The sequence below is a fragment of the Bacteroidota bacterium genome (assembly GCA_016213405.1).
Classification (GTDB): Bacteria; Bacteroidota; Bacteroidia; order Palsa-948; family Palsa-948; genus Palsa-948.
The window spans coordinates 44,399-66,136 of record JACRAM010000068.1 but is presented as its reverse complement, the minus strand read 5'-3'; the positions used below and the strand labels follow the sequence as shown (position 1 = coordinate 66,136).

The window sequence follows — 21,738 nt, the reverse complement described above, 5'->3', positions numbered from 1 at the left end:
ATTTGCGAAGTCTTAAATATGAAATTGTTTGATAATACTTATTCCTTCTTCCAGCCGGAAAAAATAAATCAGTTCAATAAGAATTTAGATTTAATAATTTCTTTGCCCCTTTCAATGGCGCCTTCATTTTCCGGAATAAGATGATGATGACGCGCAGGCAAAGATTTTTCAAGTCCTTTGCGCATATATTCAGGTTCAATCAGAGGTTTTAATTTTAAGAATGCTCCGAGAACAAGCATATTAAAAACTTTTGCAGAACCCATTTTTGAAGATTCTTCCGCGGCTTCCACCGTATAAATATTAATATCCGTTCTTACAGGGTGACGCGTAATTCCATTCGGATCATAAATTAATACTCCGCCTTTTTTTACCGAGTTTTCAAATTTATCCATGGATTGCTGATTCAGAATAATGGCAGTGTCAAACCGGTTCAGAATCGGAGAACTGATACGCTCATCGCTGATTATTACAGTAACGTTTGCAGTGCCACCGCGCATTTCCGGACCGTAAGAAGGAAACCAACTCACTTCTTTATTTTGCATCATGCCCGAGTAGGCAAGAATTTTCCCCATTGACAAAACTCCCTGTCCGCCAAATCCTGCTATGATAATTTCTTCTGTCATATCTTTATTTTTTTTTACCACTAATTTCACGAATTAACACAAAGATTATTAGTGCTAATTAGTGCAATTCGTGGCTTTTTTATTTCGGTACTTTTATATCGCCAAGTGGATAGAATGGAAACATGTTCGCTTCCATCCAGTCATTCGCTTCCTGCGGATTCATTTTCCAACCTGAGTTGCAATTAGAAACTATTTCAACAAACGTTAAACCTTTATTTAATTTTTGATATTGAATGGCTCGTTCAATTGCTTTTTTTGCCTTGCGGACATTTGCAGGTGTGTGAACAGATTGACGCGAAACAAAATAAGTCCCGGGAAGCTGCGCGATAAGTTCAGTAATTTTTAATGGATGTCCCATTGTTTCAACATCACGACCAAAAGGTGAAGTGGCAGTTTTCATATTGGGGAGAGTAGTGGGAGCCATCTGCCCTCCGGTCATTCCATAAATTCCGTTGTTCACAAAAAATATGGTTATGTTTTCTCCACGGTTGCACGCATGAATTGTTTCTCCTGTTCCAATGGCAGCCAAATCTCCATCGCCTTGGTAAGTAAAAACAAATTTGTTCGGCATTAATCTTTTTATTCCGGTTGCAACAGCGGGCGCTCTTCCGTGTGCGGCTTGTTGCATATCAATATCCAGAAAATCATAGGCAAGAACCGAACAACCAACAGGAGCAACTCCAATCGTATCGGCTTGCAATTTCATTTCCTCCACAACTTCCATAATCAAACGGTGAGCGGTGCCATGTCCGCAACCGGGACAATAAGATAATGGTGCGTCAGTCAGCAGTGCTGTTCTGCAGTAAACCATATTTTCCGGCTGGCAAATCTCCTGGTCAGACAGTGTGTCTTGCATAATTTTTTTCTTTTATAAAATTTTCTTCAAGTACATTTAGTACTTCATCGGGTGCCGGCATAATTCCACCGAGGCGACCATAATGTTCAACAGGAACTGCTCCTGCAACAGAAAGCCGCACATCTTCTACCATTTGTCCCGCGCTCATTTCAACCGATAACATTCCTTTTACCTGTTTGGACAATTTTGCTAATTCGATTGTTGGGAATGGGAAAAGAGTAATCGGTCGCAACAAACCAACTTTAATTCCTTTTTCTCTTCCCAGTAAAACTGCTTTCTGGCAAATACGCGCGCTTGAACCGTAGGCAACAAATAAATATTCAGCATCCTCACACATTATTTTTTCGAAACGGACTTCAGTTTGTTCTATCTTCTTAAACTTTGCCTGAAACTTGCGGTTCATTATTTCCTGTTTCACAGGATTCAAATCCAATGAAGTAATAATATTCCGTTCTCTGTCCGGAGTTTTTCCGGTGGTTGTCCACGGATATTTTTTAATGATTTCTTCATCTGTCATGCGCGGAATCTGTTCTTCCAATTCTACTTTTTCCATCATTTGTCCTATAGCGCCATCCGACAACACCATCACCTGAATGCGATGTTTAAACGCAAGTTCAAATCCCAGTTTTGCAAAATCAAACATCTCCTGAACAGAAGCGGGCGCCAGCACAATCATTTTATAATCTCCATGACCTCCACCTTTCACCGCCTGAAAATAATCTGACTGCGAAGGTTGAATGGTTCCCAATCCAGGTCCTCCGCGAACCACATTCATGAGTAAGCACGGAAGTTCTGTTCCTGCCATGAAAGAAATTCCTTCCTGCATTAAGCTTATTCCGGGACTTGAAGAAGTAGTCGTAACTCTTTTTCCGCAGGCAGCGCCACCATACACCATGTGGATGGAAGCAATCTCACTTTCGGCTTGCAACACAATCATGCCCGTTCTTTCTTTTGTTTTTTGTGCCGATAAATATTCCAGCACTTCCGATTGTGGAGTAATCGGATAACCAAAATAACCATCACACCCTGCTCGTATTAAACCTTCGGCAAACGCTTCGTTGCCTTTCATCAATCTGATATCTTTCATACTACTTTATTAAGATTACACAGATTTAGAAAAAAGACAAGATTACACCGATTGTTATTTTTTTGTTTCATCGGTGTAATCGTTATTAAAATCGGTGTAATCATTTTTGCATAAGTTCTTTTGGTGAATCATTTATCTTTACTCTGAAAACCGTAATGGCTCCATCGGGGCAAACCAACGCGCAATTAATACAGCCCGTGCAATCATCATTGTTACTCGTTGCAAAGTGATATCCTTTCCCGTTTAAAACTTTTGACATCGCAATCACATCTTCCTTGCAGGCAGGAAGACATAACTCACATCCCTTGCATCGTTCGGTGTCCACCACAATTTTGCCTTTTACTTTTGCCATATAATTTTTTCTTGGTGTAAAAAGACATATAAAATAATATATAATTTATGACGAGAATCATAAAATCAAATCTTCACCCGAACACCATTACTATTAAATTTTTTTGGGCGTTCCCTCCGAAGCGGAGGTCGGGCTATCCGCTTCAATCTCTGACCAAAGCGTCAGAGGATTTTAGCTACTATCCCTAACGCAAACAGTCAAGGGGGAAGATGGGTCGATGGGCTTCTAAATCTTCGGAAACTTCTCGGGATTACTTTCGTGCATCAGATCATAGATGGTTTCAAAAACATCTTCCGCATTCGGCTTTGAAAAATAATCCCCATCCGAGCCGTAAGCAGGGCGATGTTCTTTTGCCGAAATAGTTTTTGGTTCTGAATCCAGAAAATTATATCCGCCTTGCTCTTCCAGAACTTTCTGCATCATGTAGGCAGTGGAACCACCGGGCACATCTTCATCCATGAAAACAATCCGGTTTGTTTTTTTCAACGAAGCAACAAGCGAGTGGCGAATGTCAAAAGGAATCAGCGTTCGCACATCAATCAGTTCAACAGAAATACCTTTTTTATCAAGATGAGAAATTGCTTCCATTGCGATACGGCAATTGGGTCCGTACGTAACGAGCGTTACATCGGTTCCTTCTTTCATAATTTCCGGAACTCCGAGAGGAATTTTAAACTCTCCAAAGTTTGTCGGAACTTTTTCTTTCAACCTGTAAGAATTCAATGGCTCAATAATAAACCCCGGTTCATCCGAAGCCAGAAGCGTATTAAAAAATCCTGCTGCCGTGGTCATGTTCCTCGGAACACAGATATAAATTCCGCGCAGCGCATTTATGACCATTCCCATCGGTGAACCGCTGTGCCATATTCCTTCCAGCCGATGCCCTCGCGTGCGGATGATGACCGGAGCTTTTTGTCCGCCTTTGGTTCTGTATTGTAAAGTGGCAAGGTCATCGCTTAAAATTTGCAGCGCGTAAATAAAATAATCAAGGTATTGAATATCCGCTATGGGACGAAGCCCCCGCAACGCCATTCCGATTGCTTGCCCGACAATAGTACACTCGCGGATTCCCGTGTCAAATACTCTGTGCTCGCCAAATTTTTTCTGAAGCCCTTCAAGTCCCTGGTTGACACCTCCTATTTTTCCTGAGTCCTCGCCAAAAATATGCACCGCAGGATATTTTACAAGTATCGCGTCAAAGTTATCGCGAAGTATTTCCTTACCGTCAATGAGTTTTGTATCAGAAGAATATTCAACAGCAACAGGCAAAACTTTCAACGCAGAAAATTTTGATTCGCTGTAAAGAGAAGAAGAATATCTTTCAAGGTTCAGCGGTATCTGCTCTTTCATCCATGCGGAAATTTTCTTTCTCTCATCGCTATTCTCTCCTGCTGTAAGCCACAGCGCTTTTCTTGCGGTGGAGATTACTTCTCTCCGTGTAGGGTCAATAGTTGATTTGAGTTCTTTCTTTAGTTCATCCACACCATGTAATTCATCCAAGAATGAAAGAACAACATTCATTTCATCCCTGATAGGAATATTAAATGCTTTCCATGCGTTGCTCTTTGCTTCGCGCGCGCGGAGTTTTGCATCAGATTCAATTTTGTCGAGTTCTTCAGCCGAAGCAATGGCAGAGTTCAGAATCCACTCGCGCATTTTTTTTATCGGATCAAAATCAATTTCCCATTGCAGACGTTCTTTGGATTTATAACGTTCGTGGGAGCCGGAAGAGGAATGTCCCTGCGGCTGAGTCATTTCATCTACGTGAACGAGAACAGAAACATGTTCTTCGCGTGCTACCTTAACGGCTTTCTCATACGTTTCGCAGAGGTGAGGAAAATCCCATCCTCTCGTTTTCATAATTTCGTATCCTAAATTTTTTTCATCGCGCTGAAATCCTTTCAATACTTCTGAAATATCTTCTTTGGTGGTCTGATATTTTTTCGGAACAGAAATTCCGTGTCCGTCATCCCACACCGAAACAATCATTGGTACTTGTAAAACCCCACCGGCATTAATTGTTTCCCAGAACATTCCTTCGGATGTGCTTGCATCGCCAATGGTTCCAAAGGCAACTTCATTTCCGTTATCAGAAAACAGTTTGAACTCTTCGCCCTGAAGATTGGGATTGTTGCGATAAAATTTAGAAGCAAGCGCCAGTCCCAGCAACCTCGGCATCTGACTTCCCGTAGGAGAAACATCAGAAGAAGAATTTTTAATCTTCATCAAATCTTTCCATGTGCCGTCAGGATTCAGCGAACGTGTAGCGTAATGCCCCCCCATCTGTCTTCCCGCGCTCATAGGATCAGCTTCTACATCGGCATGCGCATACAAACCCGCAAACCATTGTTCAAGCGTAATGTTGTTGGTCGCGAGCATGAAGGTCTGGTCGCGGTAATAGCCCGAACGGAAATCTCCTTCGCGAAAAACTTTCGCCATGGCGATCTGCGCCACCTCTTTTCCATCGCCAAAAATTCCAAACTTGGCTTTGCCTGTGAGCACTTCTTTTCTGCCAAGTAAACTCGTTTCACGGCTTTCGCAGCAAATGCGGTAATCGTTCAGGATTGTTTTTTTAAAATCCTCGAAAGATATTTTCTTTTCTGTATTGGTCGTAGATTCGTTTTTTGACATATGTTACAAATATAAAAGTGTTTGTGGTACAGATAACGAATCGTTGCAGATTTCCAGAATTACGAATAGATACAAATTTGAAATCATTCGTAGTTTCGTAAATCAGTATTCATCTGTTATCTGTACCAAGTAGGTTATTATCTTCGCGCACTTATGGGAAAATGGATATTGAAAGCAATTGTGCAAAAGGGGATTTCATTTCTTCCTTATAGCCATAACATTAATTTCCTTTTTCAGAAATACGTTACGCGCGGTGTTTATTTGTCGGATGAATATTTTGAAGACAGATTGAATCACTGCCGTGAACATTATAAAAACTTCAGAAAATATAACTCCACAAAAGATTTTTCTCATCTTGAAATCGGCACAGGATGGTATCCTGTGGTTCCCGCAGGAATGTTTTTGTACGGTGCATCGAGCATTACAACCGTGGATTTAACACGCCTCAGTAATCCTGCATTCACCCTTGCCACACTTCGAAAATTTTCTGAATATCAGAACAACGGTAAGCTTGAAAAATTTCTCCCTGATATTTCGCATGATCGGTTGAAGATTGTTTTGTCAGAAGCAGCAAATCCTTCCAAAGATTTTTTTGATTTGCTGGAAAAACATAACATTGTTTATATGGTGATGGACGCGCGGAAACTTCACCTTGCTGACGCAAGCATTGATTTGGTTACTTCCAATAACACGTTTGAACATATTTATCCCGGCATACTTGAAGGTATTCTTGAAAAAATGAAACTCCTTTGCAAAAAAGGCGGAGTAATGAGCCATGCCATTGACCTCAGCGACCACTTCGCTCATATGGATGATACCATCACTCTTTACAACTTTCTTAAATTTTCTGACAGCGCCTGGAAGTGGATTGACAACAGCGTTCAGCCGATGAATCGGATGAGGATTTATGAATACAGAAATTTATACAAGAAACATTCCATTCCTATCACAGAAGAAATCAACCGCGAATTTAATCTGGCGGATTACAACAAAGTAAAAGTGGATGAAAAATTTCTCACGTATTCAGCGAAGGAAAATGCGGTGAGTCACAGTTCGTTGGTGAGTGTGATGTAAAGTCCTTCCTAAAAGAAGGCTTGAACTACGCTGCCGCAGAGCAGATAGTAAAAAAAATAAAAAATATTTATAACAGACCATTAATAATCACGGACAATTAACAAGTTGTTTTCCTGCTAACAGTGTATGCGGCTAGGAAGAATGATGCCTTTTACCCATTCTATTTTCTTGTCAAAGCAATTTTTTGTACTGGTTGATATACCAATGGTATTTGTTCGACAGCTACATCGCTTTTATCGAGACCGAATGCTTTTTCATCACTTTGGCCAAATTGCTTTAACAGAAAATATCCATTGAGGAGCAGCCCGTCTTTGAGTGTAAATTCATTTTCTACTGATAGAAACTTTTCTATTACTACAAACTTCAAATCGGGTTCAGGATTATATTTCGTGGAGCCGTCAGGACGGATGTGAAGGTTCAGTTCTTTATTGGCAACCAATTCGCGGATTATCTTTTTAAAATATAATTCGGTGCGTGGTTGAATGCGAAAGCCAACATTGATATTTATTTTTATGATTTTATCATCCACTAATTCGGAAACTTCGTATTCAAGCGTGTGCGGAGCATCGGTGCGGTGAATGTGAACGAACCAATAGACATCCGCCCGTTTGGGTTTTTTGGAAAAAATAGATTTAATGATTTTTTCTTCTATCTGTTCCCTGTAATTTGCTTTTGTAAGATAAATGAGGTGGGTTGCGAATTTTGGAATGTTATCGTCTTCGCTTAATTCTTTTATCAATGAAGTATATTTTCCCAGTTCAACAAATTTTACAAAGCTGTTATTGATCTTTCTCGCGTAGAACCAAACATACATCACGGAAAAGTTCATCACTCCGAAGAAAAGGAATACCCATCCCTCTTTTATTTTCGCAAGATTCGCAATGAAAAATGAGATTTCAATGCTTCCGAAAACGAGAAGAATTGCTATTACAAAAATGATTTTCCATTTCCTGTTATAAATCAAGAAATGACTCAAAAGGAAAGTGGTCATCATCATAGCAATAGTGATGAAAAAACCATACACTGCTTCCATGTGTGTGGAAGATTGAAAATATACCACAACGAAAATACATCCTCCCCAAAGCAGCATGTTAACGCTGGGAATATAGATCTGTCCTTTTAATTCCGTGGGTTGGCGCACGGATACTCTCGGCCAGAAATTTAAACTCATGGCTTCGCTGATTAATGTAAATGAACCTGTGATCAATGCCTGCGAGGCAATAATGGTGGCGGATGTTGCAATAATAATTCCCGGAATAAGAAACCAATGTGGCATCATTTCATAAAAAGGATTTCTTCCGTTAAGTGTCGTCTCAGATTGATGCATAAGCCATGATGCCTGCCCGATATAATTTGCCATCAGGCAGATTTTTACAAATACCCAACTGATACGAATATTTTTTCTTCCGCAATGTCCCAGATCGGAATACAATGCCTCGGCTCCTGTTGTGGCAAGGAATACAGCCCCAAGCACCCAAAATCCCTTTGGATATTTTACTAATAGTTCATATCCATAATATGGATTTAGGGCTTTTAACACGGATGGAAAATGAATAATCTGGCTTGCGCCCATAATAAACAGCATGCTAAACCAAACAACCATTATGGGTCCAAAAATGCTTCCCACTTTATGTGTGCCGAAACGCTGAAAGAAAAATAAAAGTGAAAGAATGACAATGACAATCGGCACAGTGGGAATGCCGGGAATAATTATATCTAATCCTTCTATGGCAGATGAAACAGAAATTGGAGGAGTAATAACTCCATCTGCAAGTAAAGTTGTTGCGCCCAGTATGGTTGGAATCACTAAATATTTGCCGTAGCGGTGAACAAGGGCATACAAAGAAAAAATTCCGCCTTCTCCGTGGTTGTCGGCTTTTAGCGTAAGCCAAATATATTTGATGGTAGTTTGAAATACAAGTGTCCAGAAAATAAGTGAGACTCCACCAAAAACCAATATTTCATCAATTGGTTTTTCGCCAACGATTGCTTTCAGAACATAGAGTGGACTTGTTCCAATGTCGCCATAAATGATTCCGAGCGCGACTAAAAGTGTTCCGAGTGTTACTTTTTTGGAATGTATGGTTGCCTCAGACATAGAGCAGGTTTTTCTCTATACAAAGCAACCGCAGATTTCATAAATATCATATTAAACTATGAGCGAGAAGCATAAAGATTTTATAAAGATTAATCTTTTGCCGTAAAACGATAGCCAACTCCGCTTTCAGTAATAATATGTGCGGGACGGTTTGGGTCATTTTCTATTTTCTTTCTTAATTGAGCAATGAATACACGCAAGTATTGTGATTGGTTGATATAACCTGGTCCCCAAACCTCTTTAAGCAAATAATGATGAGTTAAAACCTTTCCTTCATTCTTGGCAAATAAAGCAAGCAATTTATATTCGGTTGCGGTAAGTTTTATGATTTCGTTGTTTTTCTTCACCACCCGAACAGATAAATCCATTTGAAAATTATTGCAGTCAATCACTTGTTTTGTTTCTTCTGACGATTGGCTTCGCAGGGAAGAACGAATGCGCGCCAGTAATTCGCGCGTTCGGAACGGCTTTATTAAATAATCATTTGCTCCGTTATCTAATGCTTTTACAATATCGTCTTCATTGTTCTGCACCGAAACAATAATTATAGGCTTCGTATACCATTCCCTGAGTTTTTTTAAAACGGAATGTCCTGATTCATCGGGCAAACCAATGTCGAGCAAAATTAAATCAGGAGGATGGCTTGCTGATAGAGCCAATCCCTCTTTTGCATTTACGGCCTGGTTCACTTTATAGTCATTCGATTGCAAGGTTATTTCAAGCAGTTTGCGAATCTGCGCTTCGTCATCAATAATTAATATCTCTGCGCTATTCATGTTGCCTCACCCCAACCCCTCTCTTCATGGAGAGGGACTAAGGATTTATTCGTGTTTTAGATTTTTCAGATAAGATGTTTCAGCAGGAATATCAATGGTAAATCGTGCTCCACCCGTTGAGATATTTTCCAATTTTATTTTACCGCTCAGCGCTTCTACAAATCCTTTAACGATGGAGAGTCCAAGCCCCGTTCCTCCCGCTTTAGAGTTTTTCAGACGGTAAAACTTATCAAACACTTTTGCTATTTCATCAGCAGGAAATCCATTGCCGTTATCCTCTACTATAATTTGCAATATATCCACATGGCAGACAGCTGTTATTCCAATAGCGCTTTGCTCCGGAGTGTACAGAACCGCATTGGATAATAAATTATAAATAACCTGTTCGATCATTCCTTTGTCCAGTTTAAACATGGGAATTTCCGGATTGATATTGATATTTATTTTCTGTGTGATTTTATTTTCTTCCACTCGTTTAGCCACATTGTAAATTAATTCTGTAATGTCCATCCAATCTTTTTTCGGCTGAATGAATCCCGATTCCAGCCTTGACATGTTCAGGAGATTTTCTACCTGCTGATTGAGGCGGGAAGTGGCAGACGAAATTTCTGAAAGCAATTCATCTTTATTCTGCTCGGAAAGCTTACCAGCATTGCTTTCTAAATTATCAGTTGCTCCCATGATCGTTGCAATGGGAGTTTTTAGTTCATGAGAAAGCGAATTAAGAAGTGTGTTATAAAGCTTTAGTGTGCGTTCTTTTTCTTCTTCCTTCATCGTTTCTTTTTCTATCTGCCTTATTTTATAAGTCAGCACCGCGTTTACTGTGGCAATGAGAAAATACATTAAGAACATTAAAACATCCTCTGTATCTCCGATATGAAAAGTGAATTTTGGAGGAATAAAAAAGAAATTCCAGATCAATGCGCTTAACAATGCTCCCAGAAGAACAGGAAATATGTCAAAAAACATCGCTATGAATGAAACGGTAACAAGTAAAATGAGCGCTACAACTCTATAGCCCATGTAAGGAGAAAACACATAACACAAAGCAGATACAGCAGAAACAAGTAATATACTTATAATAAACTGTCTTGTTTTGTTTCCTTTATATAACAGGTGCTTGTTCATCTATGGCACAAATGTATTGCGCTACTTATTAAGAAAGCATAAAAATACTTAATGGTACATAAAGATTTTATAAAGACTTGCTGTTTGCTGAAGTTACATCCCTATCTCCATTCCGTCCGTATTCACTTTCATGTTTTTGCGCTTGAAGATGGAGGTGTCAAATTTTCCAAAGCGGTAAGAAAAATTCACGCGTACTAAACGAGGGTCACGCAAACGAGAGGTGGTTTGATTGAAGTAGGCGGAGTTGGTAACAGTTTCATTAATATCGGTTCCGAAGATATCGCGAATGTTCACACTTAGGCTTGCGGCTTTGTTTTTCATGAACTCATACTTTATTGCGGCATCCACTGAATAGCGTGCCTTGATGTAACCCTGCGCAGTGGAAGTTGGAGACGATTGAAAACCACTCATGCCTCCGTATTTAGTATCTCCGCGTGAAACAGGAACGCTGGCTTGCGAACGGTATTCAGGATTGAGTTGTATGCTGAAATTTTTCGGAAGCTTGAACGTAAAATTTTCTTTTGTGAACCAACTGAACTGTTCGTTGGTAAGGTTTGCCTCAACATTTTTTGCATCCATTAAGGAATAATATACATTGAAGTTGAACGTGAAATCCAGCCATTTTTTTATTCCGTGCTTGCTGGTGAGTTCTGCACCATACACATAGGTTTGATCTGCATTTTCATAAGTATTGACGATTGCCATACGCTGAAGCGTTGAATCGTATTCTCGCGTTTGGTAACCTGTAATGAGCCCATCTGTGTTTTTGAAATAAACAGTGGCAAGAATATTATTTGAGGAGTTAATTGTTTTGAGATAAGAAAGTTCAAGCGAATGGGTGAACTCCGGTTTCAAAGCGGGATTTCCTCTTTTGAGATTGAGTGAATCGGAATAATCGGTAAACGGAATTATCTGAAAGAAGGAAGGGCGGTTGATTCTTCTTGAATAAGAAAACTGAAAATTATCCTTGCCATTCAAATCGTATGTAGAAGAGCAACTAGGGAACAGGCTGATGGGAAAAATATTTTTGAAGGTCTTGTTGGAGTCAATCAATTCTCCTATGTAAGATGAGCTTTCACCTCTTAAACCAATCTGCCAGCTGAATTTATTTTTATGCATTCCGTAGGTTACATAACCCGCATATACTTGGTCAATGAATTTATAGTGGGTGCTTTGGTTTTTTATGAGATTGAAATCTCCCGTGCTGTCGTCTTTCAGAAAATTATCTGTCTTGCTCAGAAAATCTCTGTACGAACCGCGGATTCCTGTTTCTATTTTTGCTTTTCCGGATGTATCTTTTGAATTCAGCGGAAGAACCAAATCAGTTTGCCCGGTGAAAATTTTGTTATAGCCGTTCCCGCTCATGTTCTGAAAAATGTTCAGCCCGGTGGAATTTCCGCTGGCGTCATAATATTTTGAAGTGTAATCTCCCAGCCAGACAAACTGACTTTGGTTGTAATTCAAATCAGCCGTCCACTCTTCTCCTTCGCGCGGGAAAATATGTTTGTATTGGAACGAAGCGCCTGTGTTGCCAAATCTTCTTTTAGTATTTGAAATTCTATTATAGGAAGAAAAATTTGTATAAACGGGATAGACCGTGTCGGTTTGTGTGTGTAAGCTGTCTTCAGGTTTAAACCTTCCTGTCATATAATTTCCGGAAAGCGTAAAAGTATTACGGTTGTTCATGAAATAATCAACGCCAGCCCGCCCCATTCCGAAATATCCATTGGTGATTGAATTTTGAGTTTGAGAAATAGTTGTAAGCGGATATCCGATAAGATTTTCTCTGTTCGTTTTTCCTGTTGTTAAAGAATAACGCTGATTGAAGTTTCCGCTGATGAAAGCATTTATTTTTCCGTCTCTTGCATTCATGTCGGCTCCTCCATTGAATCTCAAATGCTGGTCAATCCCCGCGCGGATGTTTCCGTTGTAGCCCATGCGCTTCTCTTTTTTCAGAACGATGTTCAGAATTCCTCCTTCTCCGCCAGAAGCGTCATACTTCGCGGATGGATTTGAAATTATTTCCACGCTTTGAATGGCGTCAGCGGGAATCTGGTCAAGCGTTAGCGTGGTGGGTTTGCCATCCACAAAAATCTGTGGAGAAGCATTTCTCATCGTTACGTTTCCATCTGCATCGACACTCACTGAAGGAACCTGTTTCATCACATCTTCGGCAGTTCCTCCTGTCGAAATCATATTCTTCTCCACATTAAAAACTTTTTTATCAAGCTTTAGCTCCATCACGGAAGCTGTTGAAACAATTTCTACTTCTTTAAGTTGTTTTGCCTGCGGTCTTATTTTTATGTTTCCTAAATCTTTATCCATCGCGCTCAACATGCTCATGCCTCCGTTTTTAATTTTTTCCATATCCACATCAAACGAGATGGCAATTTCTTTCAGCGCGTATCCCATCGCGATGATTTTCAATTTGAATTTTCCCATCACATTAATTTTTTCCAAACTGAAATCACCGTTTGCTTCAGTTAATTGCCCCGCTACCACGACATCTTTTTTCATTGTCTTTGTTGTTGTATCAAAGACATTTCCGATAAGTTGAACAGATGCGAATTCAACTCCTTTATTATTTGTGCTGTCAACAATCTTTCCGTAAAAATGTCCAACCTTCATTTTTTCAGACATCTCTTTCCAGTTGCCACCGCCACCGCCCCATTGGGCAAAGAGGCCCATCCCCGTCCCTTCCCAAAGGGAAGGGAGCATAAAAAAAAGTAAAGCAACCAAAAGTCCTTCCTTTCGGGAAGGACTTAGGATGGGCTTCAGAAAATATTTTTTCATAGGATGCAATGATACTGCTTTATTGTTTTTGACAGATGGATTGCACAAAGGTTTAACAAATTTTAACTATGAACTATTTCTTGTTCGCATTGGAAGCAATCACCACCGCCATCATGATGAAACCGACTCCCATTCCAGCGAACATGCATACATTAAAATGACCGAAGAACCATCCCATTGCCATTCCGATGAACATGCAACCTGTGAAAAGAAGACCGCCAGTTTTCTGAGCGTCTTTCTTTTTTTGTTTTTCGATGTCTTGAATTTGTGTTTCCATTTTAGTTGATTTTATATTATGATTATTTTTTATCTATTGAATTAGAAATTTCTTCTTCAATTGAATCAGAAATTTCTTTTTCTATTTTATTTTTCCATTTTTTCTTGTGAACTGTTTCAAGTCCATTGCAGTCTAAACATTTTAATTCTTCCGAACCCATCATCCATCTGCGTCCGACCATGTCGCCATCATACGTGTCGGTTTCGTTATGCACATCGTCAAGAATATCGCTCATGTTTTTTGCGAGGTAAACGGTTTTCCCTTTAGGAATGCGCACTTCAATATGCACTTGCTGGTTTCTCCATTTTTCTTCCCTGGGAATGGAGAAATAGGGCATGAGTTCAATCAAAGAATCTTTTTGAAAGATTTCGTAATTGACATTGCACGCAAAATGAAGCGCTTCTTTTTTGTCTTTGCCCATTGCATTATTGTAAACAACAATCTCCATGCTGTCGGATTCGCTTTTCACTATGTCGAGCGTTGGATATCCGAAATAAATATTTGAACTGTCGGATGAAAACAGTCTGTGCTTTCGGAATGACACGTGAAAATGTTTTTTGTGAGAATAATCCCTCGCGTTATCATTCCAATCCTTGACTTCTCTCACGCGAAGAAAAAGCGTATCGCATTTTGTTTTTGTCATTGTAAATTCTTGTTTGCTTTCTGCTTCTTCTGAAAACTGCTGAGCCACTTGAATTCCCATTGTAATCATCAGAGCGATTCCAATCACCCAGAGAATTCCTGCCGAGAGATTTACAATTCTGTTTCTCGCTCTTATTCCAAGAAGCATTTTCACTCCTCCGTATACGAGCATGATGAGCGGAACGCCAAGGAAAAGCACAATAGCGATGGAGGCGAGTGTCATCTGGTCTCCGCTTTCATAAAATGTGTAGAAGAAATCGTGAAAGGAAAAGGAATGATTATCTATGTGAATCATTCCTGTTCCGCCAAAAAGGGAACTGATGATTGCTACGAGTAAAATCAAACCGAAGATGACGAAAAATACTCCGAGCAGTTTCGCGAACACTTTGAAGAAGGCGCCAAACACTGAGGTGAGAAAATCAACCAACCGGTCAACAAAATCTCTGCCTTTGGATGAAGTGGCTGTCTTCTTTACTTCTTCTCCCCAACTTCCCACTTTCTTTCCGAAATGTTTCATTTCTTCCTCTACTTTTTTTCCGATGTTGGAAACGTTGATGTCTTCTCCGTGCATTTCCAGTTTCTCTGCGGAGGTTTTCGCTTCGGGAATTACAATCCACAATACTATATATAGAAGGAAGCCGATTCCGAATGAAAAGAAGCAAACTACTAATGCAAGTCTCAGCCAGAGCGGATCTATGTTGAAATAATTTCCAATCCCTGAACAAACGCCTCCAAGAATTTTATTGTCTGTATCGCGGAACACTCTTTTGCGTTTTCCTGATGAAGAATAGGTGGGTTGTTCTTTTTTAGTTTCTTCACTGTGAGCTTTATCTCCAGCGAAATCTTCGGGTTTACCCATCACACCGATTACATAATCTACATCTGTCATGAGCACAACTTGCTTTCTGTCAGAAACTTTTTCAGAAAGCATTTCGGCAATTCGGTTTTCGATGTCCGCCATGATTTCATCTCTGCCTTCTGATTCGGAGAAGTATCCTTTTATGGTTGTCAGGTAACTTGACAATTTCAGGTAAGCGTCTTCGTCTATATGAAAGATGATTCCGCTTAAGTTGATGATTACTGTCTTGTTCATTGTAGTTGGTTTTATTGTTTCGTACTTTCGTACAGTTTCGTTTTTCGAAAATTTTATTTTGTGATTTTGTTTACTGATTTTACAAGGTCTTCCCAGTTCGTTTCCAATTCTTTCAGGAATTGTTTTCCAACAGGAGTTAGTTTGTAGTATTTGCGCGGTGGTCCGGATGTGGATTCTTCCCAGCGATAGCTGAGCAGCCCCATGTTTTTAAGGCGTGTGAGCAGGGGATAGAGAGTTCCTTCCACCACTACGAGTTTTGCATCTTTCATCTTTTCAATGATCTCGGTCGGGTATGCGTCCCCGTTCGTGAGTGTGGCAAGAATGCAAAACTCCAGGACTCCTTTCCTCATCTGCGCCTGTGTGTTTTCAATGTCCATGTTTTTATTTTGAGTTATGTTTTTACTGATTGACGAAACAAAGGTATACATAAAACAGTACCATGCAACACATAATACCATGTTTAAGCCTGTACTTTGCATAACTTGTTGAAAATGAGAAAGAATAATTTCAGTTGAAACGAAACTTTTCTGTGTACTTTTGTATTAAACACCGATTACACAGATAAAAATATCTGATTACACCGATTAATTCCATCAGTGTAATCTCTCTTTAAATCTGTGTAATCATTTTCAACAATGGACTTAGCGCAGAACTTTCAGGAACTTTTTTCGGTGCATGCAGTCATCAGCATGCTCACGCTTACCGTGCTTGAGATAGTACTTGGGATAGATAATATTATTTTCATCGCGATTGTAGCAGGAAAACTTCCAGACAGAAAAGATCAGCGAAAAGCGAGAGGAGCAGGGTTATCGCTTGCCCTTTTAATGAGGATTGCGCTTTTGTTCAGCATCACCTGGGTGATAGGTTTGAAAGACCCATTGTTTTATATCAGTGATTTTGGCGCAACAGGACGTGACCTGATTTTATTTTCTGGTGGAGTTTTTCTTCTTATTAAAACCACCATTGAAATTCACAATAAGATGGAAGGGCGCGATGAAGAAGGAATGAACATTAAGAAAATTGCGTTGAATGCTATCATCATGCAGATAGTTTTCATAGATATTATTTTTTCATTTGATTCGATTTTAACAGCAGTGGGATTAGTGAGCAATGTTCTTATAATGATTGGTGCAGTAATTATTGCCATGATCATCATGCTTTGGTTTTCTGAAATAGTAAGCGACTTTATCAATAAACATCCAACCATCAAAATGCTTGCGCTTGCGTTCCTGCTTATGATAGGCATGGTATTGATTCTTGATTCTTTCCATTACCATGTGCCAAAGCAGTATATATATGTATCCATGTTGTTCTCTCTGCTGGTGGAAGGATTAAATATGAGAGTTAGAAGCAAGAGAGCAAAGCGAGACACTCACAAGTAAAGTTCTAGAAGAAAGAAAACCGCAAACACCACACTTGCGATTCCGTTCGTGGTGAAGAACGCCAGATTTACTTTTCGCAGATCATTTGGTTTAACAAGAGTATGCTGATAGATGAGAAGTGAAATAAAGAGGACAGAACCAATCCAATACCAAAGATGAAATCCCGCAAAGTATCCTGCGAACAATACAATTGAAGCAGAAACCAGGTGAAGGATTCTTGAAAGCATCAGCGCATTTTTCTTTCCCAGCAAAACAGGAATTGATTTCAGATTTTGCGAGCGGTCAAACTCTTCGTCCTGCAAAGCATAGATAATATCAAATCCGCTTACCCAGAATAAAACCACAAAAGAGTAGAGTAGAGGAAGCAATCTGAATTCTCCTGTCACAGCAAGAAAAGCTCCGAGAGGAGCAAGCGATAATCCCAATCCTAATATTAAATGACAAAGCGGAGTGAATCGTTTTGTATAGCTGTAGCCAAGAATTACTGCAAGAGCAACCGGTGAAAGAAAAAAACAAATCCGGTTGATGAAGAAAGCAGTAACAATGAAAAGAATGCAGTTTGTGATTACAAACGCTAACGCATTGCCTGAAGAAATAATCCCGCTTGGTATCTCACGGATTTTTGTCCGCATGTTTTCTTTGTCATATTTATTATCCGCCCAGCGGTTGAATGCCATGGCGGAACTGCGCGCAAAGACCATGCAGAGGATTACGAGGAAAAATAGTTTCGCCTCACCCCTCAGTCCCCTCTCCTCAAGGAGAGGGGAAGAATCAGCCAGCCCAAGAAAAAATCCAATCACTGCAAAAGGCATTGCGAAAATAGTGTGGCTGAACTTTACAAGCGAAAGATAATTTTTAATCATATGTGAGCGCAATGCTAATATACTAATGCGTACGAATGATACAAATTTTTACGAATATACAAATGTACATTTCCTGATTAGTATGATTTGTATTATTAGTTTCATTAGTATCAATTTGTATATTAGCATCGAATATGGAAGAGATTATCGTAAGCACATCCAATCCGAGAATAAAAAATGTTCTGAAGCTGAAAGAAAAATCTTCAGAGCGGAAAGCACAGGATTTGATGGTGGTGGAAGGGCTGAGAGAAATAAAGATGGCAAAGGAAAATCGCTATGAAATAAAAACTCTTTTTGTCTGCGACACTATCCATCAAAAAAGAAACAAAGAGATACTTTCAAACATTCCACATCTCGTGTGGGTAAGCAAAGAGGTTTTTGAAAAAATATCGTATCGTGAAAACTCAGACGGGCTGCTTGCGCTTGTCAAACCCAACCATCTTCGGCTTTCTGATTTAAAGCTTTCAGCAAATCCACTCCTTGTAATTCTTGAATCGGTGGAGAAGCCCGGAAACCTTGGAGCGATTCTCCGCACGGTGGATGCGGCAAATGCGGATGCGGTGATTGTGTGCGATGCGAAAACAGATATTTATAATCCAAACGTAATTCGCTCCAGCATAGGTTGTGTTTTCTCCAGGCAGGTGATTGCAGCAGATTCCGATGCAGTGATAAAATTTCTGCGGGAGAAAAAGATAAAATCATTTTCAGCAGCGCTAACGGCAAAGCAGGTTTACACAAAAGCAGATTTCACAAAACCCTGCGCCATTGTTTTCGGAACCGAAGCCGTTGGGCTTTCACAAACATGGCTTTCATTTGCTGAACAGATTAAAATTCCGATGCTTGGTAAAATAGATTCGCTGAATGTATCTGCCAGTTGCGCGGTGATTGTTTATGAAGTGGTGAGGCAGAGGAGTAGCAGCCAAAGCCCATCCTAAATCCTTCCCATTAGGAAGGACTTTTAAAACTAAATGAATGTCCTGAAAAAAATAATTCTCTTACTCATTTTTGTTTCTCCTTTCCCTTGGGGAAGGGAAGGGGATGGGCTTCTTTTCGCCCAGCAAAAAGCCGTTCAATACGACAAGGATTTTGTCTTCAAAGAGGGCATCTATCTTTCGTTTTTTAATTTCAAAAACAACTCTCCGGTTCCTTCTTCCAAAATAATTTTCAGTTCAAATAAAAACGATAAGGATTTTCTGAAGTATGTGCTTGACAAAACCACGTTCACCTATATTGATTCGCTTGGAAAGGAACAGGAAGTGAAAACCGATAACGCCTGGGGTTATTCATCCAACGGAAATGTGTACATCAATCACGGAACCGATTTTAACCGCGTGAATATCATCGGTAGCATTTGCCATTTTGTTGCCACCGTGCCGGTGAGAGTGGGAATGAGCGACCCGTTTTATAATAATGACCCTTTTTATAATCCGCAGCAATTCACATACGTTTCAAACCAATACGTTATTGATTTTGATTCAGGAAAAGTTCTTGAGTTTGATGTGGATAACATGGAAATGTTTTTGCAGAAAGATGATGCGCTTTACAAAGAATTCAGCGCGCTGAAGAAAAAACAAAAGCGAAACAGCATTTTTCTTTACCTGCGCAAGTTCAACGAGAAGCACCCGGTTTATTTTCCTGAGTAGTTATAATGCCAATATACCATTGATTAAAATACTAATATACTCAGGACATACGCAAAAACAAAAAGCAATGCCACTAAAGCACAAAGACACTAAAAAATGCACACAAAACTTTTGTGAACTTTTGTGTTTTAGTTACGAACTACGAACTTTGCTGTTTTTCGTACAGTAAATTTATAATGCCATCTGCTAATCCAAGTTTCGGAACGTAAATGTCATTTATGTCAGCCCATTTCATTACTGACAAATATATTTTAGCAGCAGGAACAATTACATCAGCACGGTCTTCATTAAAGCCGAATTTTTTAATGCGCTGTTCAATGCTCATATCCGAAAGCTCTTCGTAAAGTTCTTTCATTTTTTTATATCCTATATATTTATCCCCCGGGTCCAGAAGTTTGTAAAGTTTGTTGATGTTACCTCCTGTTCCGATTGCAATCAGGGGAGAAATGTCTTTGCTTATTTCTTTCACGGCTTCTTTCATCTTCTCCCACTCGTTTATCGAAACCTTATCGTAAAGCAGCCGCACGGTACCGACAGGAAAAGAATTTGAGAAAATTAATTTTTCTTTTGAAAACAAGGTAAGTTCTGTGCTGCCTCCTCCTACATCAACATATAAATAAGATTTGTTGTGATTAAGTTTTTCGGCTACATGGCAGGAGTAAATCATTTCTGCTTCACGTTTGCCGTCAATTATTTCTGCTTTTAATTTTACTTCATCTTTTATTTTATCAATAATCTTTTTTCCGTTCTCTGCTTCCCTAAAAGCGGAAGTAGCGCAAGCCATGTATGTCTTTACTTCGAAAAGTTCTATTAAGGATTTGAACGAAGCAAGCGCTTTGATAAGTTTTTCGGTTTTCTCTGTTGAAATCTTTTGCTGAAGAAAAACATCTTCTCCAAGGCGGACAGGCACACGAATGAAAACACGCTGTTTGTATTTAACCCCGGAACCATTTTCAATCACTTCGGTGATAAGTAAACGCAATGCGTTTGAGCCGATGTCTATTGCAGCAAACTTCAATTAAAATAAATTTTGACGTAAAGTTAAAGCTCAGTGAAAAATCAAAACGTATATAAGCCGGAAGTTATAAACATGAACTTGTGTGCCGCAGAATAAAAAATCAATGGGATAGAATAATCCGCTTTGTCACACTTCCTTTCCCGGTGTTGAGATGAATGAAATAAATTCCGCTCGGCTGAGAAGATAAATCAATTTGAGAATTTGAAGATTTACTAATTTGAAAATTATCAGCCGAAAAAACTTTGTCTCCTTCTGTGTTATAAATCTCCATGCCTTTCATTTTCAAATTTTCAAATTGTCTAATCAGCACATTTGCCTTTCCCCTCGTTGGATTCGGATAAACAGAAATTAAATTTTCTATTTCGGTTTCAGTTATTCCGTTTCCGTTCGGGTCGTATTCCCAGAAGTCATTTTTATACCCACTTGCATTTCCTGTGCCAATGTATCCATAGTTATTAATAGAAAAACCTATGGCACTGCTTCTTGCTGTTCCTCCAAAATTTGTTTTTGCTGTCCATGTATTTGTAAACTGGTCCCACTCCCATAAATTTTGTTGCTCAACACCTGATGAATTATTCCCAGTGCCAACATATCCTTTACCACCAATGACAAATCCTGTTGCGTATCCTCTACCGGAAGGCAAGTTTGCTTTTTGTGTCCATACATACGTAGAGGGATTCCATTCCCAGAAATCGTTAAAAGTGGAAACATCAGTTTTCCCTGCTGCTATATATCCTTTGTTTCCAATTGAAAAACCAACTGATCCATACCTTGCCGTTCCCGTTAAACTTGGTTGTTGAGTCCATGTATTGGTTGCCTGATCCCATTCCCATAAATCCTGTAATGGAAGAGTTGCATTCCCTGTTGCAATGTATGCTTTGGTGTTAATAACAAATGCAGCAGCAGATTTTCTTGCGGTTCCTCCAAAACTTGTTTTCTGTGTCCAGATATTTGTTATCTGATTCCATTCCCACAAAACATATGTTGTTCCGGTCGCATCTTCGCCTGTTCCGATATATCCCTTCGTGCCGATGGAAAAACCTATTGCACCAGTTCTTGGTGTTCCGCTAAAACTTATTTTTTGTGTCCATGTATTTGTGATTTGATCCCATTCCCAAAAATCTTTAATCAAGCCACTTGCATCTGATCCTGTTCCGATATATCCTTTCGTGCCAATAGAAAAACCAACGGCTTCTTTCCTTGCTGTTCCTCCAAAATCCGCCTTCTGAGTCCAGGTTCCCTGTGAGAAAGAGTAGGCAGTTGGCAATAGGCAATAGACGAAAAGAAAAGGCAAAGGTTTTCTCATTGAGCAAATGTATAGAAAATAAATCGGTTCTCAAAAAACCCCTGCGGAGAAAAGTGCAATTTGTATATTCGCAAACTAAAATCAATTTAGGATTAA

General features: G+C 39.5%; 20 protein-coding genes. 5 read left to right on the top strand and 15 right to left on the bottom strand.

The window, feature by feature from the left end; all coding sequences use genetic code 11:
* Window positions 1–68: 68 nt before the first annotated feature.
* The 4 genes from HY841_08150 to HY841_08135 form a co-directional block, all read right to left on the bottom strand.
* The gene (locus tag HY841_08150) at window positions 69–623 is read right to left on the bottom strand and encodes a 2-oxoacid:acceptor oxidoreductase family protein (protein MBI4930718.1); all 555 of its coding nucleotides are present in this window, start codon (window positions 621–623) and stop codon (window positions 69–71) included.
* Window positions 624–702: 79 nt separating this feature from the next.
* The gene (locus HY841_08145; GenBank protein MBI4930717.1) at window positions 703–1,467 is read right to left on the bottom strand and encodes a 2-oxoglutarate oxidoreductase; all 765 of its coding nucleotides are present in this window, start codon (window positions 1,465–1,467) and stop codon (window positions 703–705) included.
* Window positions 1,460–2,566, bottom strand: coding sequence for a 3-methyl-2-oxobutanoate dehydrogenase subunit VorB (locus HY841_08140; GenBank protein ID MBI4930716.1), 1,107 nt, complete (start codon window positions 2,564–2,566; stop codon window positions 1,460–1,462). Before HY841_08140 ends, HY841_08145 begins: the two co-directional genes overlap by 8 nt.
* Before the next feature lie 100 nt (window positions 2,567–2,666).
* The gene (locus HY841_08135) at window positions 2,667–2,918 is read right to left on the bottom strand and encodes a ferredoxin family protein (GenBank protein ID MBI4930715.1); all 252 of its coding nucleotides are present in this window, start codon (window positions 2,916–2,918) and stop codon (window positions 2,667–2,669) included.
* A gap of 47 nt (window positions 2,919–2,965) precedes the next feature.
* Here HY841_08135 and HY841_08130 point away from each other — a divergent pair, with 47 nt between their 5' ends.
* Complete coding sequence (locus HY841_08130) at window positions 2,966–3,106, top strand: hypothetical protein (GenBank protein MBI4930714.1); 141 nt, start codon at window positions 2,966–2,968, stop codon at window positions 3,104–3,106.
* Window positions 3,107–3,143: 37 nt separating this feature from the next.
* On the opposite strand, the gene HY841_08125 is transcribed toward HY841_08130, so the two are convergent.
* On the bottom strand, window positions 3,144–5,549 hold the full coding sequence (locus HY841_08125; protein ID MBI4930713.1) for a transketolase: 2,406 nt from the start codon (window positions 5,547–5,549) through the stop codon (window positions 3,144–3,146).
* A 153-nt stretch (window positions 5,550–5,702) separates the two neighbouring features.
* Between HY841_08125 and HY841_08120 the strand changes: the two genes are divergently transcribed.
* Window positions 5,703–6,623: a class I SAM-dependent methyltransferase gene (locus HY841_08120; GenBank protein ID MBI4930712.1), complete on the top strand. Its 921-nt coding sequence runs from the start codon at window positions 5,703–5,705 to the stop codon at window positions 6,621–6,623.
* Between the two features lie 160 nt (window positions 6,624–6,783).
* Here HY841_08120 and HY841_08115 read toward each other — a convergent pair whose 3' ends face one another.
* From HY841_08115 to HY841_08085, 7 genes are all read right to left on the bottom strand, one after another.
* A complete protein-coding gene (locus HY841_08115; protein ID MBI4930711.1) occupies window positions 6,784–8,721 on the bottom strand; it encodes a KUP/HAK/KT family potassium transporter in 1,938 nt (645 codons plus the stop codon).
* 89 nt (window positions 8,722–8,810) lie between these two features.
* Window positions 8,811–9,497: a response regulator transcription factor gene (locus tag HY841_08110; protein ID MBI4930710.1), complete on the bottom strand. Its 687-nt coding sequence runs from the start codon at window positions 9,495–9,497 to the stop codon at window positions 8,811–8,813.
* 45 nt (window positions 9,498–9,542) lie between these two features.
* Window positions 9,543–10,625 carry a DUF4118 domain-containing protein gene (locus HY841_08105; GenBank protein ID MBI4930709.1) on the bottom strand — a complete coding sequence of 361 codons (1,083 nt, stop codon included), beginning with the start codon at window positions 10,623–10,625 and terminating at the stop codon, window positions 9,543–9,545.
* A 93-nt stretch (window positions 10,626–10,718) separates the two neighbouring features.
* The gene (locus HY841_08100; GenBank protein ID MBI4930708.1) at window positions 10,719–13,418 is read right to left on the bottom strand and encodes a TonB-dependent receptor; all 2,700 of its coding nucleotides are present in this window, start codon (window positions 13,416–13,418) and stop codon (window positions 10,719–10,721) included.
* A gap of 73 nt (window positions 13,419–13,491) precedes the next feature.
* Window positions 13,492–13,695 (bottom strand): hypothetical protein, encoded by a 204-nt coding sequence (locus HY841_08095; GenBank protein ID MBI4930707.1) that lies wholly within the window; start codon window positions 13,693–13,695, stop codon window positions 13,492–13,494.
* A gap of 22 nt (window positions 13,696–13,717) precedes the next feature.
* Window positions 13,718–15,430, bottom strand: coding sequence for a PspC domain-containing protein (locus HY841_08090; protein MBI4930706.1), 1,713 nt, complete (start codon window positions 15,428–15,430; stop codon window positions 13,718–13,720).
* Between the two features lie 53 nt (window positions 15,431–15,483).
* Window positions 15,484–15,807, bottom strand: a complete 324-nt coding sequence (locus HY841_08085; protein ID MBI4930705.1) for a PadR family transcriptional regulator — start codon at window positions 15,805–15,807, stop codon at window positions 15,484–15,486.
* 258 nt (window positions 15,808–16,065) lie between these two features.
* Between HY841_08085 and HY841_08080 the strand changes: the two genes are divergently transcribed.
* Window positions 16,066–16,812, top strand: coding sequence for a TerC family protein (locus tag HY841_08080; protein ID MBI4930704.1), 747 nt, complete (start codon window positions 16,066–16,068; stop codon window positions 16,810–16,812).
* Here HY841_08080 and HY841_08075 read toward each other — a convergent pair.
* Window positions 16,803–17,675, bottom strand: a complete 873-nt coding sequence (locus HY841_08075) for a UbiA family prenyltransferase (GenBank protein ID MBI4930703.1) — start codon at window positions 17,673–17,675, stop codon at window positions 16,803–16,805. The genes HY841_08080 and HY841_08075 overlap by 10 nt on opposite strands.
* 134 nt (window positions 17,676–17,809) lie before the next feature.
* On the opposite strand from HY841_08075, the gene HY841_08070 reads away from it, so the two are divergent.
* Complete coding sequence (locus tag HY841_08070; protein MBI4930702.1) at window positions 17,810–18,610, top strand: RNA methyltransferase; 801 nt, start codon at window positions 17,810–17,812, stop codon at window positions 18,608–18,610.
* A 33-nt stretch (window positions 18,611–18,643) separates the two neighbouring features.
* Window positions 18,644–19,318 carry a hypothetical protein gene (locus HY841_08065; GenBank protein MBI4930701.1) on the top strand — a complete coding sequence of 225 codons (675 nt, stop codon included), beginning with the start codon at window positions 18,644–18,646 and terminating at the stop codon, window positions 19,316–19,318.
* A gap of 139 nt (window positions 19,319–19,457) precedes the next feature.
* On the opposite strand, the gene HY841_08060 is transcribed toward HY841_08065, so the two are convergent.
* Window positions 19,458–20,336 carry an exopolyphosphatase gene (locus HY841_08060; protein MBI4930700.1) on the bottom strand — a complete coding sequence of 293 codons (879 nt, stop codon included), beginning with the start codon at window positions 20,334–20,336 and terminating at the stop codon, window positions 19,458–19,460.
* A gap of 100 nt (window positions 20,337–20,436) precedes the next feature.
* Window positions 20,437–21,642: a T9SS type A sorting domain-containing protein gene (locus HY841_08055; GenBank protein MBI4930699.1), complete on the bottom strand. Its 1,206-nt coding sequence runs from the start codon at window positions 21,640–21,642 to the stop codon at window positions 20,437–20,439.
* Window positions 21,643–21,738 lie beyond the last annotated feature (96 nt).

Bases quoted from the DNA above. Each gene is read 5' to 3' on its own strand.
- HY841_08150 (MBI4930718.1), bottom strand. From the start codon at position 623: ATGACAGAAGAAATTATCATAGCAGGATTTGGCGGACAGGGAGTTTTG.
- HY841_08140 (MBI4930716.1), bottom strand. From the start codon at position 2,566: ATGAAAGATATCAGATTGATGAAAGGCAACGAAGCGTTTGCCGAAGGT.
- HY841_08135 (MBI4930715.1), bottom strand. From the start codon at position 2,918: ATGGCAAAAGTAAAAGGCAAAATTGTGGTGGACACCGAACGATGCAAG.
- HY841_08130 (MBI4930714.1), top strand. From the start codon at position 2,966: ATGACGAGAATCATAAAATCAAATCTTCACCCGAACACCATTACTATT.
- HY841_08125 (MBI4930713.1), bottom strand. From the start codon at position 5,549: ATGTCAAAAAACGAATCTACGACCAATACAGAAAAGAAAATATCTTTC.
- HY841_08120 (MBI4930712.1), top strand. From the start codon at position 5,703: ATGGGAAAATGGATATTGAAAGCAATTGTGCAAAAGGGGATTTCATTT.
- HY841_08115 (MBI4930711.1), bottom strand. From the start codon at position 8,721: ATGTCTGAGGCAACCATACATTCCAAAAAAGTAACACTCGGAACACTT.
- HY841_08110 (MBI4930710.1), bottom strand. From the start codon at position 9,497: ATGAATAGCGCAGAGATATTAATTATTGATGACGAAGCGCAGATTCGC.
- HY841_08105 (MBI4930709.1), bottom strand. From the start codon at position 10,625: ATGAACAAGCACCTGTTATATAAAGGAAACAAAACAAGACAGTTTATT.
- HY841_08100 (MBI4930708.1), bottom strand. From the start codon at position 13,418: ATGAAAAAATATTTTCTGAAGCCCATCCTAAGTCCTTCCCGAAAGGAA.
- HY841_08095 (MBI4930707.1), bottom strand. From the start codon at position 13,695: ATGGAAACACAAATTCAAGACATCGAAAAACAAAAAAAGAAAGACGCT.
- HY841_08090 (MBI4930706.1), bottom strand. From the start codon at position 15,430: ATGAACAAGACAGTAATCATCAACTTAAGCGGAATCATCTTTCATATA.
- HY841_08085 (MBI4930705.1), bottom strand. From the start codon at position 15,807: ATGGACATTGAAAACACACAGGCGCAGATGAGGAAAGGAGTCCTGGAG.
- HY841_08080 (MBI4930704.1), top strand. From the start codon at position 16,066: ATGGACTTAGCGCAGAACTTTCAGGAACTTTTTTCGGTGCATGCAGTC.
- HY841_08075 (MBI4930703.1), bottom strand. From the start codon at position 17,675: ATGATTAAAAATTATCTTTCGCTTGTAAAGTTCAGCCACACTATTTTC.
- HY841_08070 (MBI4930702.1), top strand. From the start codon at position 17,810: ATGGAAGAGATTATCGTAAGCACATCCAATCCGAGAATAAAAAATGTT.
- HY841_08065 (MBI4930701.1), top strand. From the start codon at position 18,644: ATGAATGTCCTGAAAAAAATAATTCTCTTACTCATTTTTGTTTCTCCT.
- HY841_08055 (MBI4930699.1), bottom strand. From the start codon at position 21,642: ATGAGAAAACCTTTGCCTTTTCTTTTCGTCTATTGCCTATTGCCAACT.